At 50.7% G+C, this 21,923-nt stretch carries 24 protein-coding genes and 1 pseudogene; all 25 read left to right on the forward strand.

Annotated elements, in window-relative coordinates:
* Positions 1 to 143: 143 nt before the first annotated feature.
* The 25 genes and pseudogenes from spoIIIAA to ruvA all read left to right on the forward strand — a co-directional run bounded on the left by spoIIIAA (position 144) and on the right by ruvA (position 21,906).
* On the forward strand, positions 144 to 1,088 hold the full coding sequence (spoIIIAA, locus tag H8730_RS10765) for a stage III sporulation protein AA (protein WP_177717832.1): 945 nt from the start codon (positions 144 to 146) through the stop codon (positions 1,086 to 1,088).
* Positions 1,072 to 1,596 carry a stage III sporulation protein AB gene (locus H8730_RS10770; RefSeq protein WP_177717834.1) on the forward strand — a complete coding sequence of 175 codons (525 nt, stop codon included), beginning with the start codon at positions 1,072 to 1,074 and terminating at the stop codon, positions 1,594 to 1,596. The genes spoIIIAA and H8730_RS10770 overlap by 17 nt, the downstream gene beginning before the upstream one ends.
* A gap of 17 nt (positions 1,597 to 1,613) precedes the next feature.
* Positions 1,614 to 1,808: a stage III sporulation protein AC gene (gene spoIIIAC / locus H8730_RS10775; protein ID WP_177717836.1), complete on the forward strand. Its 195-nt coding sequence runs from the start codon at positions 1,614 to 1,616 to the stop codon at positions 1,806 to 1,808.
* 37 nt (positions 1,809 to 1,845) lie between these two features.
* A complete protein-coding gene (gene spoIIIAD, locus H8730_RS10780; RefSeq protein ID WP_177717838.1) occupies positions 1,846 to 2,232 on the forward strand; it encodes a stage III sporulation protein AD in 387 nt (128 codons plus the stop codon).
* Positions 2,233 to 2,245: 13 nt separating this feature from the next.
* A complete protein-coding gene (locus tag H8730_RS10785) occupies positions 2,246 to 3,436 on the forward strand; it encodes a stage III sporulation protein AE (RefSeq protein WP_177717840.1) in 1,191 nt (396 codons plus the stop codon).
* A gap of 16 nt (positions 3,437 to 3,452) precedes the next feature.
* A complete protein-coding gene (locus H8730_RS10790; protein WP_177717842.1) occupies positions 3,453 to 4,016 on the forward strand; it encodes a stage III sporulation protein AF in 564 nt (187 codons plus the stop codon).
* Positions 4,017 to 4,069: 53 nt separating this feature from the next.
* Positions 4,070 to 4,651: a hypothetical protein gene (locus H8730_RS10795; protein ID WP_177717844.1), complete on the forward strand. Its 582-nt coding sequence runs from the start codon at positions 4,070 to 4,072 to the stop codon at positions 4,649 to 4,651.
* A 15-nt stretch (positions 4,652 to 4,666) separates the two neighbouring features.
* Entirely contained in the window at positions 4,667 to 5,413 is a 747-nt protein-coding gene (locus H8730_RS10800; RefSeq protein WP_177717846.1) for a SpoIIIAH-like family protein, read from the forward strand.
* A gap of 99 nt (positions 5,414 to 5,512) precedes the next feature.
* Entirely contained in the window at positions 5,513 to 5,881 is a 369-nt protein-coding gene (locus H8730_RS10805) for an Asp23/Gls24 family envelope stress response protein (RefSeq protein WP_177717848.1), read from the forward strand.
* A 130-nt stretch (positions 5,882 to 6,011) separates the two neighbouring features.
* Positions 6,012 to 6,452, forward strand: a complete 441-nt coding sequence (nusB, locus tag H8730_RS10810; RefSeq protein WP_177717850.1) for a transcription antitermination factor NusB — start codon at positions 6,012 to 6,014, stop codon at positions 6,450 to 6,452.
* Between the two features lie 9 nt (positions 6,453 to 6,461).
* Positions 6,462 to 7,712: an exodeoxyribonuclease VII large subunit gene (gene xseA / locus H8730_RS10815; protein WP_249289821.1), complete on the forward strand. Its 1,251-nt coding sequence runs from the start codon at positions 6,462 to 6,464 to the stop codon at positions 7,710 to 7,712.
* A 26-nt stretch (positions 7,713 to 7,738) separates the two neighbouring features.
* Positions 7,739 to 7,942, forward strand: a complete 204-nt coding sequence (gene xseB, locus H8730_RS10820; RefSeq protein ID WP_177715938.1) for an exodeoxyribonuclease VII small subunit — start codon at positions 7,739 to 7,741, stop codon at positions 7,940 to 7,942.
* On the forward strand, positions 7,936 to 8,832 hold the full coding sequence (locus H8730_RS10825) for a polyprenyl synthetase family protein (RefSeq protein WP_177715937.1): 897 nt from the start codon (positions 7,936 to 7,938) through the stop codon (positions 8,830 to 8,832). Before xseB ends, H8730_RS10825 begins: the two co-directional genes overlap by 7 nt.
* A 25-nt stretch (positions 8,833 to 8,857) precedes the next feature.
* The gene (gene dxs / locus H8730_RS10830) at positions 8,858 to 10,759 is read left to right on the forward strand and encodes a 1-deoxy-D-xylulose-5-phosphate synthase (protein WP_177715936.1); all 1,902 of its coding nucleotides are present in this window, start codon (positions 8,858 to 8,860) and stop codon (positions 10,757 to 10,759) included.
* The gene (locus tag H8730_RS10835) at positions 10,734 to 11,543 is read left to right on the forward strand and encodes a TlyA family RNA methyltransferase (RefSeq protein WP_177715935.1); all 810 of its coding nucleotides are present in this window, start codon (positions 10,734 to 10,736) and stop codon (positions 11,541 to 11,543) included. Before dxs ends, H8730_RS10835 begins: the two co-directional genes overlap by 26 nt.
* Positions 11,530 to 12,408 carry an NAD(+)/NADH kinase gene (locus H8730_RS10840; protein ID WP_177715933.1) on the forward strand — a complete coding sequence of 293 codons (879 nt, stop codon included), beginning with the start codon at positions 11,530 to 11,532 and terminating at the stop codon, positions 12,406 to 12,408. Before H8730_RS10835 ends, H8730_RS10840 begins: the two co-directional genes overlap by 14 nt.
* Positions 12,409 to 12,434: 26 nt before the next feature.
* Positions 12,435 to 12,905 carry an arginine repressor gene (gene argR / locus H8730_RS10845; RefSeq protein WP_177715931.1) on the forward strand — a complete coding sequence of 157 codons (471 nt, stop codon included), beginning with the start codon at positions 12,435 to 12,437 and terminating at the stop codon, positions 12,903 to 12,905.
* A 33-nt stretch (positions 12,906 to 12,938) separates the two neighbouring features.
* Positions 12,939 to 14,636 (forward strand): DNA repair protein RecN, encoded by a 1,698-nt coding sequence (gene recN / locus H8730_RS10850; RefSeq protein ID WP_177715930.1) that lies wholly within the window; start codon positions 12,939 to 12,941, stop codon positions 14,634 to 14,636.
* A 131-nt stretch (positions 14,637 to 14,767) separates the two neighbouring features.
* Entirely contained in the window at positions 14,768 to 16,072 is a 1,305-nt protein-coding gene (gene spoIVB, locus H8730_RS10855) for a SpoIVB peptidase (protein WP_177715929.1), read from the forward strand.
* 140 nt (positions 16,073 to 16,212) lie between these two features.
* Positions 16,213 to 17,022, forward strand: a complete 810-nt coding sequence (spo0A, locus tag H8730_RS10860; protein WP_177715928.1) for a sporulation transcription factor Spo0A — start codon at positions 16,213 to 16,215, stop codon at positions 17,020 to 17,022.
* Positions 17,023 to 17,379: 357 nt separating this feature from the next.
* Positions 17,380 to 18,606 (forward strand): BaiN/RdsA family NAD(P)/FAD-dependent oxidoreductase, encoded by a 1,227-nt coding sequence (locus H8730_RS10865; RefSeq protein ID WP_177715927.1) that lies wholly within the window; start codon positions 17,380 to 17,382, stop codon positions 18,604 to 18,606.
* 13 nt (positions 18,607 to 18,619) lie between these two features.
* Positions 18,620 to 19,426 (forward strand): glutamate 5-kinase, encoded by an 807-nt coding sequence (proB, locus tag H8730_RS10870; RefSeq protein WP_177715926.1) that lies wholly within the window; start codon positions 18,620 to 18,622, stop codon positions 19,424 to 19,426.
* A pseudogene (locus H8730_RS10875) lies at positions 19,427 to 19,957 on the forward strand (5-formyltetrahydrofolate cyclo-ligase); the annotation flags it as partial.
* A gap of 30 nt (positions 19,958 to 19,987) precedes the next feature.
* Entirely contained in the window at positions 19,988 to 21,238 is a 1,251-nt protein-coding gene (locus H8730_RS10880) for a glutamate-5-semialdehyde dehydrogenase (RefSeq protein WP_249289826.1), read from the forward strand.
* Between the two features lie 53 nt (positions 21,239 to 21,291).
* The gene (ruvA, locus tag H8730_RS10885) at positions 21,292 to 21,906 is read left to right on the forward strand and encodes a Holliday junction branch migration protein RuvA (RefSeq protein ID WP_177715923.1); all 615 of its coding nucleotides are present in this window, start codon (positions 21,292 to 21,294) and stop codon (positions 21,904 to 21,906) included.
* Positions 21,907 to 21,923: the final 17 nt, after the last annotated feature.

Here is a 21,923-nt window from a genome sequence, read left to right on the forward strand (position 1 = left end):
CCGGACAAGTGCCATTTGACCGGTGGTGTGGGCAAAGTTCACGGCTGCAAAGGTGGCCAATGAGAGGAGGCTTGTTTTTTTCTGTCATAAACATGAAAGGTGGGACATACATATGATAACAGAATCTGGAAAGGGGGAGAGAGATGCAGAAACAAGATACGATCTCCAGAATTCTATGTCCGCCTCTTCGAGAAGCGGTGGGCAGAATGATCAACCATACAGTGTATCCCCTGGAAGAAATCCGTTTACGGGTCAATCGGCCAGCGATGGCGTATGCAGGCCGGAAAAAAATGTTCCTGACGTCACAGGGGCGGCTGAGTGACAGTGAGGATGAGGGAATTCAGGTTACCTCTGCCATGTTGGAAAAGACGCTGGAACTGATGAGCAACTATTCTCTGTACGCCTACGAGCAAGAGCTAAAAAATGGATATATCACCCTGGAGGGGGGACATCGGGTCGGCCTGTGCGGAAAAGTTGTGGCAGACGGCGACAGAATCAAAACCATTCGATTTATATCGAGTCTGAATATTCGCATTGCCCATGAAATCATCGGGTGCGCCGACGAGATTATGCCCTGGATACGAGGTGCGCAAGGTATTTACCACACACTGCTCATCTCCCCGCCTCGCTGTGGGAAGACCACCCTGTTGCGGGATTTAATCCGACAGATCTCGGATGGAGAGAAGATGCAGGTTGGTGTTGTGGACGAGCGCTCGGAGATAGCGGGCTGTTATCGAGGAATTCCACAAAACACAGTCGGGCTGCGAACGGACATTTTAGATGGGTGTCCGAAGCAGGAGGGGATGCTGATGCTGTTGCGCTCCATGGGACCGCAGGTCATCGCCGTCGACGAGATAGGCCGCATAGAAGAAATACAGGCGATTACAACCATAGTCAATAGTGGAGTCAAGCTTCTCTGTACCATTCACGGAAACAGCCTCGATGACTTCTTAAATAAACCCGGCATGGACGAGCTGGCGGCAAATCGAGTGTTCCAGAGGATCATTGTGCTAAGCGGCCGGAAAGGTCCTGGGACACTGGAACAAATTTATGACGGAGAGAAGGGAGATTATGCAGTTTTATTGTAAGATGATGGGCCTCTGCTTTCTTGGCCTCACGTCTGCTATGGCGGGCCTTTGGATGTCTCGGCGGATGGATGTGCGGCTAAAAGAATATAAAGAGTTGAAACGAGCGCTGTATATCTTGGCATCTGAAATTCGATACTCGGCCAGTTTATCCGACGCAGCCGAGATGGTTGGCAAACGGATTGCGGGAGGTCTGGGGCGAGTCTTTACCGATCTATCGGAGGATATGGACCGAAAAGAAGGAAAAAGTCTGGACGAGCTTTGGAGCGAGGGGGTTCGGAAGCGCCAAAGGGAACTGAACCTCGATGAGGAGGACTGTATGATGCTATGTTCATTGGGCAAGCATTTGGCTGGACAAGACGCGGAGCTTTTGCAAAATCAGATCGCACTGCTAGAACAATATGTGCAGGACAAGCAGGAGCGTCTGGCAGAAGAAAAGCGGACAAAAGGCCGTATGTACAAAAGTTTAGGGATTCTTGGCGGCATTCTGATCATGGTGGTATTGCTATAAAGAGGAGGAAACCGGCTTTGGAGATTGAAATCGTATTTAAGATCGCGGCTGTGGGCATCATTGTGGCCGTTCTGAATCAGGTTCTCAGCAGAGCGGGAAGAGAGGACCAGGCCATGATGACGACGCTGGCAGGGTTGATCGTCGTGCTATTTTGGGTCGTACAGTACATTAATGAGCTCTTCACCATGATTCAATCCATGTTCAACTTGTAGGCGGACCAATGCGCGGTGGATACAAATGGAGGCTGATATGGAAATATTTCAGGTAGCAGTAGTTGGAATCATAGCCGTCATTCTTGCGTTGGTATTAAAGCCCTTTCACGGAGAATTTGCCATCTACATCACCATTGCGGCGGGGGTCGTGATTCTGTTCTTCGTCGCGGGATACTTGGAGGACGTAGTGGGCGTTGTTCAAAGTCTGGCAGAAAAGACGGGGCTGTCCTCCCAGACACTGGGCATCCTATTTAAAATTGTCGGGATCGGCTATATTACGGAGTTTGCCTCCCAGATTTGCAAAGACGCAGGGCAGGGCGCCATCGGGATGAAAATTGAGCTAGCGGGAAAGATTCTGATTATCGCAGTGTCGCTCCCCATTTTCACAGCGCTTCTGGATACCTTATCCTCAATACTGTTGTGAGGGGGAAGGACACATGAGAAAGAAAGCTCTTCGACTTGTGGTGATGGTGCTAATCCTATTGTGTCTATCCATAACCTCCGTCCGCGCAGAGGAGGATTCCGGCTCCAGGGAGGACGCGGAGGATATCATCCGCCAGCAGATGGAGGCGCTGGATTTTGATTCCATGGATTCGATAATGGGGGAAGTATCGCAGGACAATCAATTTTATGAACAGAACTTTGCTTTTCAAAGTTTTGGTGATTTATTAAGCCAGCTAGTCAGCGGGGAGGTGGATCTAACTTTTGGTCAATGGATGCAAGAAATTCTGAATCTATTGTTTAAAGAGATTCCACTGCAAGGGCATTTGCTTCTCCAGGTCGCAGCCCTGGCCTTGCTGAGTCAGCTTCTGAAAAGTCTGGACGAGCACTTTCAGGGCAGCAGCGCTGGAGAAATCGGATTTTTTGCCGTATACGGTGTGTTGGTGATCACCTTGTTTCACAGCTTTGCGGTGGCTGTGGATATCGTCCGATCGACGACGGAGAGAATTCTGCAGGTGGGATTTGCGCTTATGCCTGCCTTAGCAGCGGTGGCGGCCGCTTCCGGACAAGTCGTCTCAGCCACAGTTCAGAGTGAGGTCATTCTAGGAGGCATGAACTTGCTGCTGTCCGCCTTACAGTATGTCGTAGGGGGAGGGATCGTGCTGATGGTGATGCTGGAAACGGCCAACCATATTTCACCGAAAGAAATGCTCGGTCAATTTATCAGTCTCATACGAATTCTGATTGAAAAAGGGTTAAAGATCATAACGTCCTTGTTTTTTATCTTGATGGGAATCCAGGGAATTGCGCTGCCAGCCATGGACAAGTTTTTACAAAAGACGGCATCCACAGCTTTTTCTGCGGTGCCGGTGGTCGGCAGCGCCTTATCCGGAGCAGTGGATACCGTATTGACAGGATCAACGCTGGTTAAAAATGGTATCGGGGCAGCGGGCTTTTTGATCCTACTCTGCATCTGCCTATTGCCCATGATCAAACTCATTGTCTGCTGGCTGTTATACAAGGTGATGGCGGCACTGCTGGCACCAGTCGCAGATTCACGTGTCATAGGTCTCCTATCGGGAATGGCGGATGCAGCAGGACTTTTAATTGCAGTGTTGTGCAGCGCCATCATCATCTTTATCGGCGCATTCGGCATCTTTTTGTATACCACAGGCGCGGCGCTATAACAGGAGGAGGTGCGGTATGGGTGCAATTCGGCAGTGGGCGTTATCAATTGTGGTCTTCCTGATTTTTCAGGGGATGATGGAGATCCTGATTCCAAAGGGGTCGATAAAGAAATTCATTCAGCTAATATTGGGAATCGCCTTTTTGATGATTGCCGTAGGACCGGTTCTTCAGTTTTTTCGACAGGATCTCAGCAAGACGTTTTTGCTGCAAGATTTTCCCGAGTTGACGGAAACAGCCGCGGTGGCCCAGGAGGAATATGGAAAAACGCAGCAGGAGATTCTGGAAAAACAATATGCGGATATCCTAGCAAAACAGTGTTCCGACGTGCTGGCCCAGGAGGGAAAGGTGCTAGATGAAATTCAAGTGGCGTGTACCTCTCAGGGGGAAATCCAAGCCATTGCAGTCAGAATACGAAGTCCAGAGGAAAAGCAGGAAGGGATCCAGATAGATTTAGGTTATATCCAGGTGGGAGACAATTCTGAGCCGAAGCCAGAGTGGAGACAATCCTTTGCCAAAAAGCTTGCGGATTGTTGGGGCGTAGAGGCGGATACCATTGAAATCCTGGAGGGGAAATCGTAGGCAAGGTAATAGTAAGCTCGGCCAGGGCATATAGATAAAAGGAGGAAAATTCCATGGGCCTCTGGGATAAATTCATTCATAAACTGGAAAAGCAGGAAGGAAAAAAGGATCGATTCGGTTGGATTTTTCCGATTTGCCTGCTGTTAGGTGTCATATTTTTAATCGTTGCGAATACGAATATAGCAAAGAAAGGAGAGGGTGCAGAGGCAGATAGTTCGTCCACGGTATATTCCCGGGTTCAGGAACAAACGTATGAAGAGATACTGGAATCGAAGCTGGAAAACGCCTTTTCCTGTATGGAGGGCGTAGGAAAAGTGAAAGTGGTGGTTACGGTAAAAAACAAGGGAGAAATAACGGTGGAAAAAGATGAATCCTACAGCCGGTCCACCACGACTGAGGAAGATTCTGCGGGAGGCCGAAGAAATGTGGAGGAGGAGGCTGGACGCTCCGAAACGGTTATGAAGGACGGCAAGGAACCCTTCGTCGTCAAAGAAACCGTGCCAGAGGTACAGGGGGTACTGATTCTTGCACAGGGCGCCGGCTCTTCTCAGGTCCAGGAGAAATTGATCAATTCTGCCGCGGTATTGCTGAATCTATCCGTATCAAAAATTCAAGTTGCACCCTATCAGGAGTAAGGAGGAGCTCATTCTATGCATAGTATTAAAAAAAATCAGATCGTTGTAGTGGCGCTAGTCATTATGATTGTGATCGCCGGGTACTTAAATTACAACAGCCAAATCGATAAAGGCAAAAAGGTAGCAGGCGATATCTCAGAACAGAGTCAAGTAGCAGAAGGAGACGAAGACAGCAATTTTGGGGAGGATGCGCTGCTACCCCAGGATGAAAGCGGACAGAGCCAGACAGCGGAAGGTGAGGACAGCACACAAGACCAGACGGCAGAAGGTGAGAATAGCACGCCAGATCAGACAGCGGAAGGCGAACAATCGCAACCAGTGGAAGACAGCGATACAGCGGAGGTGGGGGCCACAGCGGAACGCCCTGGCGAGGCTGTTTTTGTTGAGAGCGATGCTGTCATTCCTGAGTACTTTGCACAGGCCAAAGTGGAGAGAGAAAATGCCCGGGCGAAAAGCCAGGATATGCTGTATGAATTGATGGCCAACGCGGACACGCCGGAGGATAAAAAGTCTGAGGCAGCGCAGGAGATCATCAACCTGCAAAAGAGAATTGAAAATGAGGCAGCGGCAGAAGCCATGATCAAAGCCAAAGGATTTGAGGATGTGTTTGTGAGGATTTATGACGATTCGGTGGACGTTATCGTAGATAAAGAACAGATCAGCCAGCAGGAAGCAGCGCAGATTCAGGATATCGTCACCCGCGTAACAGGTGTGAAAGCCGGAAATATTCGGATTAGCCTTTTGAAAATCGGGAAAGAATAAGGAAAAGTCAGGGATAGAGAAAGTTTTAATTGCATTTGAGAAGAAAATTGATTATAATAAGATACAGAAACATTCTTAATGGCATAGGAGGAAACAGACATGGAGAGTGAAAGACCAGTCAGCGTGCTACAGAATCAGCAGATCGGCCAGGTCAAGATTGCGGATGAAGTGGTAGCGATCATCGTTGGATTGGCGATCAACGAAGTGGATGGCATATACGCGGATGAACGGCGAAAAGGTAAGAAAAACCTCGGCAAAGGGATTCATATACAGATTGCGGACAATTTGGTGATTTGCGACATTGATTTCGTCATTCGATACGGCGTCAAGATCCCGGAATTTACCAATCAAATCCAGCAGAAGGTTAAGAACGCCGTTGAGAATATGACAGGACTGGAAGTTCAGGAGGTCAATCTTCACATTACAGGAGTTCGTTCAGACAAGAATGAGGATGATGGAGCCAATTAAGAGCTGATGAATCAAGAGTCCTTGGATATAGCGCGGTCGTTCAGCTGCAGAGAGGAGGCTATATTGAGGGCTCTTTTGGCGTTACCGGGGGTGACGTGGCAGGTGCGAAAGATGTTTGGAGGATACAGGTATGAGCAGAACCACAGCGAGAGAGCACACATTTAAAATACTGTACGGGCTTCAGTTTAACAATAGCTCCGCGAAAGAATTTATTGAGAGTTACATCATAAATTTCGTTGAGGAACCTGTCCAGGAGGAAGACAGAGATTTCATTGTGAGAGAGACCCTGGGCGCACAGGGACACATGGAACAGTTGGACCAATGGATCTCCGAAGCCCTAAAAGGGTGGAAGATTAGCAGGCTTTCAAGGGTTGATTTGGCAATTTTACGGCTATCGGCGTATGAGATTATGTTTAGCGGGGAGATCCCCGTCAGCGTGAGTATCAATGAAGCGGTCAATCTAGCCAAAAAGTACTCTCAGGACGCCGCGCCAGCCTTCATAAATGGAATTCTGGGAAATGTATCCCAGCGCGCAGCCGAAGCGGCCCAACAGGAAAGCGGGCGGGAATAAGTGGACCAGATGGGAATCTTTGGAGAGTATGAACGGGATGTGCGCCCGACGCCGAAAAAAGTTTACCGGGTGTCTCAGGTAAACCGGTATGTGAAGCAGCTTCTCGCCAGAGATACGATTCTTTCCAAGCTCTGGATCGGGGGAGAACTTTCCAACTTTAAACAGCATTCCTCCGGACATTTATATTTTACGCTGAAAGATCCGGGAGGGGCCATCTCCGCGGTCATGTTTGCATCGGACGCCGCTAGCCTTTCCTTCCGTCCGCAGGACGGAAGAGAGGTGGCAGCCTTCGGATATATCTCCCTGTATGAAAAGACAGGGCAGTATCAATTTTATGTCCAAAGGATGGAACAAGAGGGAAAGGGTACACTGTACGAGGCCTTTGAAGCGCTGAAACGAAAATTGGAGGCGGAAGGCCTTTTTGACGTATCCCGCAAACGGGAGATACCGCGATACCCCCGGACCGTTGGGATCGTCACATCCCCAACGGGCGCCGCCGTGCGGGATATCATGCAGATTTCCAAGCGCAGGCATCCAGGTATTACCTTAATCCTCTGCCCTGTCCTCGTGCAGGGCGCGGACGCCGCCAGTTCCATTGCCCATGGAATACGGAGAATGAATGAGCGCGGTGATGTGGATGTTTGTATTGTAGGGCGAGGCGGCGGGTCCTTAGAGGATCTATGGGCTTTCAATGAAGAAATCGTGGCGAGAGCCATCGCGGAGTCCAGAATCCCCATTATTTCGGCTGTCGGCCATGAAACGGACTTTACGATCGCCGATTTTGTGGCGGATTTGCGAGCGCCGACTCCATCCGCAGCGGCGGAGCTGGCGGTGCCGGATATTATGGCAACGCTGGAGATGGCGAAGCAGAGAGAGCTCTACCTGGAGCAACTGGCGCTCCGGCAGTTGAGACGCAAGAGGGAAGCTGTCGATTCCATGGGCAGGCGTGCGGCCTTCCGCATGCCGGTCATGAAGCTCAACCAGCTCCGCCAACAGATTGATGCCGTCGGCAGCGATATGGAGTGGCTTAGAAAACAATATTTCGACCAGCTGAGGCAGAAGTTGCTTCAGACGGAGGTGAAGCTGTCTCTGTTGAGCCCGGAGCATCAATTGAAAAAGGGATATGCGCTGATCACGGACGAAGAGGGACATCTTGTGGATACGATTCAGAAGTCAAAGCCCGGTGATTCTTTAGTTGTGCGTCTTCATGACGGACGCATGGGGGTTCAGGTCAAAAACCTGGCCCCTGCCGAGAGCTGAGCTTGGCAATTTTTATGGAGGTCAATATGAAACCATCAACATTTGAGGAAGCCATGGAGCGGCTGGACGCCATCACCATGCGGATGGAACAGGAGAATCTGCCTTTGGAAGAGATGATGGCGCTCTACAAAGAGGGGCTGGCGCTTCAGAAATACTGTGTCAAAGTTCTAGATACCACAGAAAAAGAGATCACGATTTTACAGCAGGATGAGGAGGAGCCATCATGGTGAGCCGGGAGCTTTCCATGTTTTTGGCGGAGACAATCGAAGAGCTGACAGGGCGGTTGGAGGCTGACATTGCTGGGGGAGGTCCTTATGATCGCCGCGTTTTCGACGCAATGCACTATAGCCTCATGGCGGGCGGTAAGCGGCTGAGACCCGTCCTGACGCTTTTGGCAGCGCTCGCCTGCGGAGGGACGAAGGATGACGCCTATCCATTTGCCGAAGCGCTGGAGATGATTCATACCTATTCTTTGATCCATGACGATTTGCCTGCTATGGACGATGATGATTACCGAAGAGGCCGGCTGACCAATCATAAGGTGTTTGGAGAGGCAACTGCGATTTTGGCAGGTGATGGCTTACTGACGCTGGCATTTGAAGTCATGTCCCGAAAGCTTGTACAAGATCCCACCCCGGCCAATGCGAAGGCCATCGCCGTGGTGGCGCATGCCGCTGGAGTCCATGGAATGGTGTCCGGGCAGATGGCAGACATGGAGGCAGAGAATTCAGAGATTTCCCCTGAGCAGCTTGCATTTATTGAGATTCACAAAACCGGAAAGCTGATTCAAGCGGCATTGGTCAGCGGAGGACTGTCGGCCGGCGCCTCGGACGAGGAACTGTCCGCCCTGGAAAAAGCAGGTGAGGCCATTGGAATTGCATTTCAAATTCAAGATGATATTCTGGATGTGGAAGGATCCTTTGAAGAGCTGGGAAAAGACTTAGGCAGTGACCATGAGAACCAGAAGGCCACATATGTATCGCTGTTCGGGATGGAGAAAGCGAAACAGGCGGTGGAGGAGGAGACACAGCGAGCATTACAGGAGCTGGGCCGATTCCAAAATTCGTCAGGTGCGCTGCTGCGGGAGCTGATGCTGTCGCTGGTAGGGCGTCGAAAATAACGTTGAGTTAGCAGAAGGTGAGCCATTGAATACATTGTTGGATGCGATCCATGATCCCAGCGATTTGCGGGGATTAAGCGATCAGGAAATGGACGTGCTTGCGGAGGAGATACGACAATTTCTTTTGGAAAATGTCTCTCAGACAGGCGGCCATCTAAGTTCGAATCTAGGAGTCGTGGAGCTAACGCTGGCGCTTCACAAGACCTTTTCTTCTCCCAAAGATAAGATTATCTGGGATGTTGGGCATCAGTCCTACGTTCATAAGATTCTGACGGGAAGAAAAGATAAATTTCCATCGCTGCGAAAAGAAGATGGGCTCAGCGGTTTTCCGAAGGAAGAGGAGAGCCCCCACGACGCGTTCAATACAGGTCATGCCTCCACGTCCATCTCGGCAGCCTATGGATTGGCTAAGGCGCGGGATCTCCAGCATGAAGAGTACGAGGTCATCGCCGTCATAGGGGACGGGTCCTTGACGGGGGGGATGGCCTATGAAGCGCTGAACAACGCGGGAAAAGGGGAGACCAAGCTGATTGTCATACTCAACGATAACCAGATGTCCATCAGCAGCAATGTGGGGATCCTGCCATACCGCCTCAGTCAGATCCGGACACGGCATCTATATTTGGAGACAAAAGAGGGAATCCGAAAGGGACTGGCGAAGATTCCGAAGATTGGAATTCCAATCTCAAACTGGATACGACGGGTGAAGCGGCGAATGAAATATATGCTCGTATCCGGGGTTTTGTTCGAGGAATTGGGATTTGTCTACCTAGGACCTGTTGATGGACATAATTGCAAAGAGCTGCAAAAAGTTTTCCAGCAGGCGCGGAATTTGGATGAACCGGTGCTGATCCATGTTCGAACAGTGAAGGGGAAAGGCTATGAGCCGGCGGAAGAAAATGCGACTCGATTTCACGGAGTGCCATCTTTCGATATCGAGTCTGGGAATATCGTGGGTTCCGTCTTTGAGAGCTGGTCGGAGGTGTTAGGCCGCAATCTAGTCCGTCTGGCTCGAAAATATGACAATCTTGTGGCGATTACGGCAGCCATGGTGCAGAATACCGGTTTGGAGGAGTTTAGCCATATTTTCCCAGATCGAGTATTTGACGTAGGGATTGCCGAGGAGCACGCGGTCACATTTGCGGCTGGTCTTGCCAAAGGGGGATTAAAGCCTGTCGTCGCCATCTACTCCTCATTTTTACAGAGAGCCTACGACCAGATTCTCCACGATGTATGCCTACAGAATCTTCCGGTGGTCTTTGCCATTGACCGGAGTGGAATCGTTGGGGAGGATGGAGAGACACACCAGGGAATCTATGACATCGCGTATCTATCGCATATCCCGGGGATGACCATCATGGCGCCATCTTGCCGGTTAGAGATGGTAGCGATGCTGGAATACGCAGTCTCCTATCCTGGGCCCATTGCCCTCCGATATCCGAAGGGGAGGGTTTATATAGCGCCATCGGAGGAGCGACGGCCGCCCATTGTGCAGGGGCGCGGTTATATTTATAAACGCGGAGCGCGGGTTGCGATTTTGACTGTGGGTGTATGCAGGTCCATGGCGGAAAAGGCTGCGAAACTGTTGAAGCAGGAGGGAATTAGCCCCACCCTAGCTGACGCGCGCTTTATCGCACCAATAGATGAGACATTGCTGGAAGAGCTAGCCAGTGAACATGATTTGCTGGTTACGGTGGAAGACCATATTCATACCGGCGGTTTTGGGATGCAGGTGGCGGCATTTTTGTCGGCCAGGAAATATCCATGTGAGGTGCAGACCATGGCGCTGCCAGATAAATTTATTGAACAGGGAACGAGGGAAAGCCTTTTGACGAATTATGGCCTATGTCCAGATGCCATAGCGGAGCGGGTCCGGAAATTTTTAGCAAGGGGAGAACACAATGGCGGCAAAAAAAGAGAGGCTTGATATCCGGCTGGTGCGTGAGGGACTGTGCGATTCCCGTGAAAAAGCAAAGGCATTGATTATGAGCGGAAATGTCTATGTGGGCGAAGCGCGCGAGGACAAGGCGGGCACCATGGTTCCGGAGGACAAGCCAATTCGGATTCGGGAGAATCCATTGCGCTATGTCAGCAGGGGCGGTCTCAAGCTAGAGAAGGCGATATCCCGATTTTCCCTTCAGATGGAAAACAAGGTTTGTATCGATGCGGGCGCATCTACTGGCGGTTTCACCGATTGCATGTTACAAAACGGCGCTAAGAGAGTGTACGCCATTGATGTGGGATATGGGCAGCTTGCCTGGTCCCTGCGTTCCGATGAGCGGGTTGTGGTTTTAGAAAAGACAAATGTTCGCTTCTTGACGGAGGAGCAAGTCCCTGAACTCTGCGATTTTGCGTCAGCGGATCTGTCCTTTATCTCCCTGACCAAGGTATTGGATTCCATTGCAGCAAGGCTTGCGCAGAATGGGCAAATGGTCTGTCTAGTCAAACCGCAGTTTGAAGCGGGGCGCGAAAATGTAGGAAAGAAAGGGGTCGTCCGGGATGCGGCGGTCCACGAGGAGGTTCTGCGCGGGATCACGGACTGGGTTTTAGCGCACGGGTTTTCGATTTTAGGCCTGACATACTCCCCGGTTCGAGGACCGGAGGGAAACATAGAGTACCTGCTGTATCTAGAAAAGGGCGGCAGTTCCGATTTACAGGACCGGACAGGCGCCATCCGGGAGGTCGTAAGGTTATCTCATGAAGCCATATAAATTTCTTATTATACCCAATCGAAAAAAAGATACGGGTCTAGCCGTGACGAAGAGGATTCTCGCGTTTCTCCAGGGGAAAGGGCAGGAACTCTACGTTGACCCTGAGTTTTGGGAAGACACAAAGAGCTTTCAAACCAATCCCGTGACGCCGGATCAGTACGATTCCATCCATATGGCCGTGATTCTGGGCGGCGATGGGACGATCCTCAGCTCAGCCAGAAAGCTCTACCAATATTCCATCCCCCTGTTAGGGGTCAACCTGGGAAGACTGGGATTTCTGGCGGAAGTCGAACCGGAAGCGGCGACAGAGGCACTGGAAAAAGTCTTACAGGGACAGTATAGCGTGGAGCGGCGCATTATGCTTAGCGGAAGTATCCTGAATCAGGGGAGGGAAAAGACCGACCCTTTTCTCGGATTTAATGATGCGGTCATTACGCGGGGAGCTTTTTCCCGCATGCTTCGCGTCGCAGTGGAGATAAATGGGCGCTATGTGGAAACGTTTTTGGCCGATGGCATAATTGTCGCGACTCCGACGGGGTCAACCGCGTACAATCTCTCGGCGGGTGGACCGATTATCGTGCCAGGAGCGCAGAACCTCGTGATTACACCCATCTGTCCGCACTCTCTGTCGGTGCGCTCCATCGTCGTTTCAGAGGAGGATGAGATCTCTCTGAGAGTCGAATCGGAGGCAAGCCCGGAAGAGGAGGAGCAGGAGCGCAAAATTATGCTGACCATTGACGGGCAGGTGGGGTATGGCCTGGAACAGGGGGACCAAGTCCGTCTGTCCAGGGCGGACGGCGCGATCTACATCGTGAAAATGAAAGATAGCACCTTCTATGATATTCTCAGGAGAAAGATGTTTTAAAGGGAGCGGAGGAGAAAGAAAGCGGCATGAAATCAGACAGGCAGACAGCAATTCTAACACTCATTCAGGAATATGAAATTGAAACCCAGGAAGAGCTGGCGGAAAAGCTCCAGCAGGCGGGCTATCAGGTGACGCAGGCCACAGTGTCGCGGGATATCCGGGAGTTGCGGCTGACAAAAGTCGTCGGGGAGAGCGGACGGCCCAAATACGCTGGAGTACAGCCGAAAAAAGAGGACTCCGACGAGCACTCCAAACGGTACATTCGAGTCTTACAGGAGGGCTTTTTGAGTGCTCAGACAGCCGGGAATATCCTCGTCATCAAAACGGTTACCGGAATGGCCATGGCAGTTGCCGCGGCGCTGGATAATCTGGAAATGAAAGAGATTGTTGGCTGCATTGCGGGAGATGATACTATATTCGTAGCGGTTCATGCCGCAGAACAATGTGTGGCGCTTCGCGAGAAGGTTCAGGCAATTGCAGGGCGGCAGAACAGTTGAACGCTTGCCGGAAAGGCGAAAGGGAGGACACAGATGCTGCAGCATATTCGGGTACAAAACATCGCGTTGATTGAGGATATATCCTTGGATTTGGAGGATCATTTCAATGTCTTAACCGGTGAAACGGGCTCTGGCAAAAGCATCATTTTGGATGCTGTGAATCTAGCCCTTGGGCATCGGGGATCTCGGGAGCTTTTGCGGGAGCCGGATAAACCAGCCCAGGTGGATTTACTTTTTTGCGAATCCAATCCAAGAGTCCTGCAAAAGCTAGATATGCTGGGCGCACCGGCAGACAATGGGGAGATCCTCATTTCGAGACGTGTGATGGGAAACGGTCGAAGCATTTGCAAACTCAATGGGGAGGTGGTGAATACCAGCCTTGTCAAGGAGGTTGGATCGCTGCTGATTGACATCCATGGACAGCATGAACATCAGTCTCTTCTCGACCCAGCTAAGCACATCGATCTGTTAGATCGCTTTTCAGAAGAGTTGATCCCCTGCCGCCAGACTCTGACCGGGTTGGTGGAGGAATATGGGCAGATTCAAAGGGAACTGAACCGATATTCCTACAATGAACAGGAGAAAGAGCGCCGGCTATCCCTCCTTCAATATGAATCGGAGGAAATCGAAAAGGCCAGCCTGCGGGAAGGCGAGGAAGAGGAGTTGAACGCTCGGAGGAAAAGGCTACAGAACAGTGCGAAACTGCGGGAGGGCTGTTCTTTTGTCTACGGAATGCTGAGAGAGGGAACCCAGGAGGCGCTTAGCGCTGTGGACCAGATGGGGGAGGCGGTTCACCGGCTGGAGGCGCTAACAGACTATGATGCAAGTTTTTTGACTCCGCTGACAGAATCGCTACAGGATGCCATGGCGGTGGCGGATGATGTGGCGGCAGAGGTGCGACAATACGGAGAGCAGATGGAGTACGAGGAGGGGGAAATGGAAGCGCTACAGCGCCGCCTCGACGAAATATATCATATCAAAATGAAATATGGGCATACTGTGGAGGAGATTCAATCCTACAAACAGGGACTCGATGAAGAGATCCGAAAGCTGACGCATCTCTCGGAGACGGTGGACGGATTAAGGCGGAAGGCCCAGAGCACGTATCAACAGATGGAAGCGGTGGCGTCCCAAATGTCCGAGATACGAAAACAGGCGGCGGCAGAAGTGGAAAAGAAGATAACCGAGATTTTGGGAACACTCCAGTTTCAAGAACCGATTTTTCGAATTCAGATTCAGCGCCGGGACCAGATTTCCACAAAAGGCTTTGATTCCGTCACCTTTATGATTCGGACCAACGTGGGGGATGAGGTAAAGCCTCTCAATAAAATCGTATCCGGCGGTGAGATGTCCAGGGTTATGTTGGCCATCAAAACGGTGCTGGCACAGCAGGATGAAATCGGAACGTTGATTTTTGATGAGATCGACGCAGGGATTAGCGGAAGGACAGCCCAGAGCGTAGCGGAAAAAATCTGCCGGATCGCCCGGTATCACCAGGTGATTTGCATCACCCATCTGCCACAGATAGCCGCAATGGCAGACTATCATCTATACATTGAAAAGAGAGTTGAAGCCGATCACACGAAGACATATGTCCGAAGCCTTGAGCCGGATGAGATGTCGGAGGAATTAGCAAGACTGATCGGCGGCGCGCAGATAACGGAAACCGCCAGGCGGAGCGCAAGAGAAATGAAAAAATTGGCACAGGATTGGAAACTAAAAATTGCATAATTCGCCTGATATCCGAAGTCAAGACTAGTATTCGCGGAAATCCTACCTTTATCCATGGCCAGACATCTGAATAAGATGTCTGGTTTCGGTTTACACTACCAGAAGCAAATTGAAACAGGAGTGTGAACCAAGTGCATGATAAAAAATTTTTCCGCTATCCTACAACAGTAAAACGAAATGTCATTGTGTTTTGTATCGCGATTGTAACGGTTCTGCTGCTAGGAGTTGTCTCCGTATCCCGATTCTTCCTGCCAGATACCATTCGGATTACGGAGGGACAGGAGACGACCATATCCTACGCCGACATCTTTTCCTTCCATATACACAAATCGGAGAAAGATTCCTTTGAAGTGATGCAGTCCCCAATTCGAGGGAATCAGGATATTCAAATTTCCTATCCGGATAGCAGCCAACATACAGACACAACGGTTACAAAGGCAACCATATCCTTATTTGGAATTTTGCCAGTCAAAACCGTTACCATTGAGATATGGGATTCATTATATTTAGTTCCATTGGGTCAGACAATTGGAATCGATATTCATACAAATGGAGTTATGATATTGGGGACGGGTTCCGTTGAAACAGCAGAGGGCAAACAGGACTCCCCAGCAAAAGGAAAAGTGTTCACGGGAGACCTTATCCAGAAGGTCAATGGACAGGTTGTGGAAAGCAATGGGGATGTGACGGAGATCGTGGAAAGAGAAGGGCAATCGCCGGTCACATTAGAGATACTGCGGGAAGGAGAGATCATCCAAGCGTCTATAACGCCGTTGATCGGAACAGATGGAATCTACAAATTGGGGTTGTGGATACGAGATCGCGCACAGGGAATCGGTTCCCTGACCTATTATAATCCAGATACCGGAGGATTTGGCGCCATTGGACATGGAATTGCCGACGTGGATACCCACGAGACCATCCCCGTTGGCGAGGGCACGATAACAAAAGCAAGGATCAGCGCGGTAAAAAAGGGAGTTGAGGGAGAGCCGGGCGAGATAGAGGGCAGTTTGACCAGTACAGTTCTCGGAGAAATTCAATTAAATTCTGCAAACGGCGTCTATGGAACCATTGTGAATTCAGAATCTCTGATTCAAACCCAGAATGCCATTCCCATCGCCTTGAAGGAGGAAATTAAAGAGGGAAAAGCCTATATCCTTTGCAATCTGGAAGGCGACACCGTCGAACAATATGAGGTGAAGGTTTCAAAGACATCGAAGATCGCATCCAAGAACGACGGGTTAGTTGTCGAAATAACGGATCCGCGATTGTTGGAAAAGACCAACGGGATCATACAGGGGATGAGCGGTTCTCCCATCATCCAAGACGGCGCATTAATCGGAGCCGTAACACATGTCTTTGTGCAAGAACCACAAAAAGGATACGGAATTTATATCGAAGATATGATAAATACGGAAAATTCTTTGAAAAACTAAAGAAGATACAAATTTTAAATGAAATAATCAGTAAATTTGCCGAAATACCATTTTTTACCAAATCAAGCTTGCGAAATACAATAAAATGGTATATAATGGAAAATGTAACGACAACTTGATTATTTAAGGGGGTAACTTTTTTGGGAAAGCTATCGATTTTGCTGGTAGATGATAACAGCATTTTCCGATCTTTGGTAAGAGATTATATCGAACAACAGGAGGATATGGAAGTTGTTGGGGAAGCGGGTGATGGTGAGGAAGCGTTAGAACAGATAGAAAATCTAATGCCAGACCTGGTACTCTTGGACATTATCATGCCGAGATTTGATGGGCTGGCAGTGCTAGAAAAACTCTGGGAGATGAATCTGGAGAAGCGGCCAGTCGTTATGGTCTTATCGGCGGTGGGGCAAGACTCCATCACGGAACGGGCGCTCCATCTAGGGGCGACATATTACATTGCGAAACCTTTTGAAATGGATCTGTTAATACAAAGAATCCGCCAGATGAAAGGCTCTCACCGAGTGATCACCTCTTCCCCTCCTCGACAGGAGAGCGGCGTTTCTATCTCAATCCCGATGAAGTCAGTCCCCATAACAAGAGATATTGAGACAGAAGTAACCAATATGATCCACGAGATTGGAGTTCCCGCGCACATTAAGGGATATCAATATTTGCGGGAAGCCATCATGATGGCGATCGAAGATATGGATATTCTCAATGCTATAACAAAGCAATTATACCCCGAGATCAGTAAAAAGTTTGATACGACGCCCAGCCGTGTCGAACGAGCAATCCGGCATGCAATTGAGGTTGCCTGGAGCAGAGGGAAGATGGATACCATTGACAAAATTTTCGGCTATTCCATTAATACAGGGAAAGGCAAGCCCACCAACAGCGAATTTATCGCTCTCATCGCAGACCGCCTTCGCCTTGAATTAAAGGCCGGCTGATCAAACTCGCGAAAACAGGATCCACGGCAGGTATTGAGGCCGTGGATTTATTGCGTAAGAAAACCGTAATGGACTTATCATAAATACAGAGGGACATACCTTGATTTTCAATAATAGTGTATGGTATAATAATCGCATTAGCGATTGCATTGGCCATTATCGGTGTCGGCCGCGCGGTGAGCGAAGCGAACAATCCGCGCGACCGTGTGCAACCGCCAAAGGGTACAGAAACTCGTCGATACAGGGAAGGAAAAGATCGATCGCTTATTTTTCACACGGCAATTTGTGCCGGAGCGCCACAAATTGCTCTGGGGGCAGAATTCGCCCCGTCGCTAGCGCTCCAGAATGGAGATTGCTATGGAGGACGTGACCGTCATCGGTGCGGGCGCATCGGGGTTGACGGCAGCTATAAATAGCGCCCGCCACGGGGCGAAGGTCCTACTCATTGAGAAAATGGACCGGGTTGGAAAAAAGCTGTTGGCCACTGGAAATGGGCGGTGCAACATCAGCAATGTAAAGGTGTCGCTGTCTCGATACCATGGCACTTGTACCCATCTGCTGAAAAGTGTGATGGCAGACTACGGCGGAGATGCGACAAGGCGTTTTTTTGCGGAAATCGGTATCGAGTATCGCCGGGAAGAAGACAGGTTGTACCCCTATTCATTGCAGGCATCCAGCGTTTTAGATGTCCTTCGCTATGAGGTTGCGCGGCAAGGAGTTCAATGTGTGACAGGTTGCATGGTAAAAGATATCATTCCGGGCGATTCCTTTTCGATTCAAACCAGCGAAGGTCTATTTCAGAGCCACCGGGTGATTCTCGCGGCTGGCGGGAAGGCTTCAAGCAAACTGGGCTCCGCAGGGGAAGGTTATGAGATTGCGAGAAAGCTGGGAATCCGAGTCAGCCGTCTCTTTCCAGCTCTCGTTAAGCTGCGATGCGAAAGCCCCTATCTCAAAAGGCTAGCAGGAGTTAAGGTTGAACAGGGCGTCGCCAGTGTCTGGGTGGGACAGAAAATGCTTCGACAGGAAGAAGGAGAAATTCTTTTCACACCGGATGGCCTCTCTGGACCTCCGATTCTACAGCTCAGCAGATGCGCAGCGCAGGGATTAGCGGAAAAGAAAGAGGTCCTGATCATACTGGATCTTTTCCCTGCCATGGAAGAGGAGCAGCTTTTTCAAATGTTGAAAGGAAGAACCCAGCGGCTGAGCTATAAGACTGTGGAGGAATCCTTCAATGGATTGCTTCATAAAAAGCTGACGCCAGTTCTTTTGGCATATACTGGATTGGACGGAACCCGAGAGTCGGGGACTCTGTCCAACCGCGAGCTTTGGATACTGGTGAAGCAGATGAAAGGGATGAAATTTCCAGTCACAGCCACAGGGCCATGGCAGGAGGCGCAGGTGACGGCGGGCGGGATCGTCGCGGGGGAAGTGACGGGCACCTTAGAGGCGAAGCGATATCCAGGATTATTTTTCTCTGGGGAAGTGTTGGACATCGATGGAGACTGCGGTGGTTTCAACCTACAGTGGGCGTGGAGCAGTGGCCTATTGGCAGGGCGAAATGCGGCCATATCCATAGCGAAATAAATGGAGGACGAATATGAGAGACGTGGTGACACAAAAGAAAAGGGTTGTGGTGAAGATCGGATCCTCATCCCTTACCCATCCAACTGGAAAAATCAATCTACATAAGGTGGAACAGCTTGCGGTGGAATTGACGGACATTAAGAATAGAGGATTGGATGTGGTTCTGGTATCATCAGGCGCAATCGCCGTAGGGACCAGCGCCCTCGGTCTGGAAGCAAAACCGGAGAAACTCGCATGTAGACAGGCGGCGGCGGCTGTCGGTCAGGCGGCGCTCATGCAGATTTATGAAAAGTTCTTTTCCGAGTACCGGCAGCGAATCGCCCAGATTCTTTTGACGAAATCCATTATGGATGCGGAGATTCGCAGGAGAAACGCGCAAAACACTATCCATGAGCTGTTCTCCTATAATGTCATTCCCATCGTCAATGAAAACGACACCATCGCGACAGATGAAATCGAAGTCTATGACGAGTTTGGCGACAATGACACGTTATCGGCATTGGTGGCGGAGCTGGTTGGCGCCGACATACTGATCCTGCTGTCCGATATCGATGGCCTGTATACGTCCGACCCCAACACGGATCCCGATGCAAAGCTCATTTATTATGTCGATGAAATCACGCCGGATATTGAAAAAATGGCTTCCGGCGCTGTAACCAAGGTGGGAACGGGGGGCATGAGAACGAAGCTGCGCGCGGCACAGATTGCCAGCGATGCGGGTATCGACATGATCATTGCCAATGCCAGCCCTCTCGACAATATCGGTAAAATCATGGACGGGGAAGAAATCGGAACCTTTTTTAAGGCAAGGGGAAAGTAAATGGATAAGCGCGCGCTGCGGCGAGAAATGAGACGAAGACGGCAGGCCTTTTCCGAGACGGAGCGGCTGGACATGAGCCAGATGGCATGGCGCTGGCTGTGGGAGAATACGCTTTTTCGGCAGGCGCAAACGATATTTCTCTATCTAGGCTTTGGGAGTGAGATGGAGACGGCGGGCCTGGCGGAGGAGTGTTGGAAGCAGGGAAAACGAACGGCTTTCCCGAGAGTGACCGGTCCAAGGCAAATGGAATTTTTCTACGCGACAGCGCTGAACAATTTTGAAGTCAGCTCATATGGGGTATTGGAACCTCCCTATGAAGAGGCGAAAAAAGCTTTGCCAGACGCAGGGACTGTGATCCTTGTTCCTGGGCTAGCCTTTGACCGGAGAGGCTATCGGGTCGGGTACGGAGGCGGTTACTATGACGCCTATCTCGCCCACTATCCGGACAGCACCGCGATTGGGACATGCTTTGATTTTCAGCTGTTGACCGGGGAACTCCCGGCAGAACCCCATGATCGGCCATTGCAGTACGTGGTAACGCCAAAGAAAGGAATGATGAGTATGAAGACGGAACTTCAGATAAAGGGAGCGGCCCTGCGAGAAGCCTCCCGGGAATTGTCAAATACAGGATCCGCAAAGAAAGATGAGGGGTTGCGGGCTGCGGCAAAGGCCCTGAGACGCCATCAAGGTGAAATCTTAGCGGCCAATCAGCTCGATGTACAGGCCGCAAGAGAAAAGGGGGTGCGGGAGGCGATGATCGACCGGCTAGTTTTGACGGAGCAGAGAATCGACAAGATAGCGCAGGCCCTGGAGAATCTCACAAGCTTGCGCGACCCCGTCGGCGAGGTGCTGTGGATGCGAACCCGGCCTAACGGCTTGAGAATCGGGAAAAAGCGAGTGCCGCTGGGTGTTGTAGGGATCATCTATGAGTCAAGGCCCAATGTGACGGCGGACGCCTTCGGCCTATGCTTCAAGTCGGGAAATGGAGTCATGCTGCGTGGAGGCAGCGATGCGATTCAATCCAACGCGGCCATCGTAGCGGCGTTGAAGGAAGGGCTGAGCGAAGCAGGGCTGAATCCAGAAGCCGTTCAGCTAGTGGAGGATACATCCAGGGAGACAGCGGCGGAGATGATGCGGCTGCGAGAGTACATTGATGTACTGATTCCCCGGGGAGGCGCCGGCCTGATTCAAAGCGTGGTCAATGAAGCAACGATCCCCGTCATTGAGACAGGAACGGGCAATTGCCATATCTTTATCGACGAGAGCGCAGATCGGTCCATGGCTGTGTCCATCACCGTGAACGCGAAGACGCAGCGACCTGGCGTATGCAATGCGGCGGAGAGTCTTCTCGTTCACCAAAAAGCGGCAGCCTCCCACCTGCCCGCCATTGCCAAGGCGCTTATGGAAAAAGGCGTGGAGCTGCGCGGCGATGAGCAGAGCCGTGCGCTGGTTCCTGGTATGAGGCCGGCCACAGAGGAGGATTGGGGCACAGAGTATACGGATTTGATCATGTCGGTCAAAATTGTGCGGGACATTGAAGAGGCAATTCAACATATCAACCGATATAACACCAGACACTCAGAGGCAATCATCACACAGAATTACGCCAATGCAGAGCGATTTTTACAGGAAATCGATGCGGCGGCAGTCTATGTCAACGCCTCCACGCGCTTTACAGACGGCGAGGAATTTGGCTTTGGCGCAGAGATTGGAATCAGCACGCAGAAACTTCACGCCACAGGTCCCATGGGATTAGAGGAATTGACCGCGACAAAATATGTCGTGTATGGGGATGGACAGATTCGGTCATAACCATCCCGTCAAATCGTTTTGAGCTGCTGTCCAGTGGGCAGAATGGAGGAAACATGATTGCATTTGTGGAGGGAACGCTGAGGGATATAGGAGAAGATCAGGTGGTCCTTGAGAATCATGGTATCGGATACCAGATTTTTACTCCTGTCCACGAAGAATTGCTGCGAAAAGGGATTGGAAGTAAGATTTGCCTTTACACGTATCTAAATGTGCGGGAGGATGCGCTGACGCTGTATGGTTTTTTGCAGCCAGAAGTTCTGACCCTATTTCGACAGTTGATCAATGTCAATGGAGTTGGCCCCAAATACGCGCTGGCGATTCTGACTGCCTTATCTGCTGAGACGGTGATCCTAGCCATTGCCCAGGGAGATCACAAGACCCTGAGCAAGGTCAGCGGTATCGGACCGAAAACCGCCCAGCGGATTATTCTGGATCTAAAAGATAAGGTCAGCGTCTCAATGGTGGCAGAGCCCGCGGCTCCAGCAGGATCATCTGCGGTCTCGCCGGCCCCAGGATCCGGAGTAACGGCGCAAGCGATTTTGGCGCTGGAAGCACTGGGATATGCGCAGGCGGATGCTGCCGCCGCCGTGCGGCAGGTTATGCGCCCGGATGCGTCCGTACAGGATTTGATTAAAGAAAGCCTGACACTTTTGTCGGCGGGGTACTGATGAGTGAGAGGATATGG

The organism is Bianquea renquensis (assembly GCF_014384895.1).
Taxonomy (GTDB): domain Bacteria; phylum Bacillota; class Clostridia; order Lachnospirales; family Bianqueaceae; genus Bianquea; species Bianquea renquensis.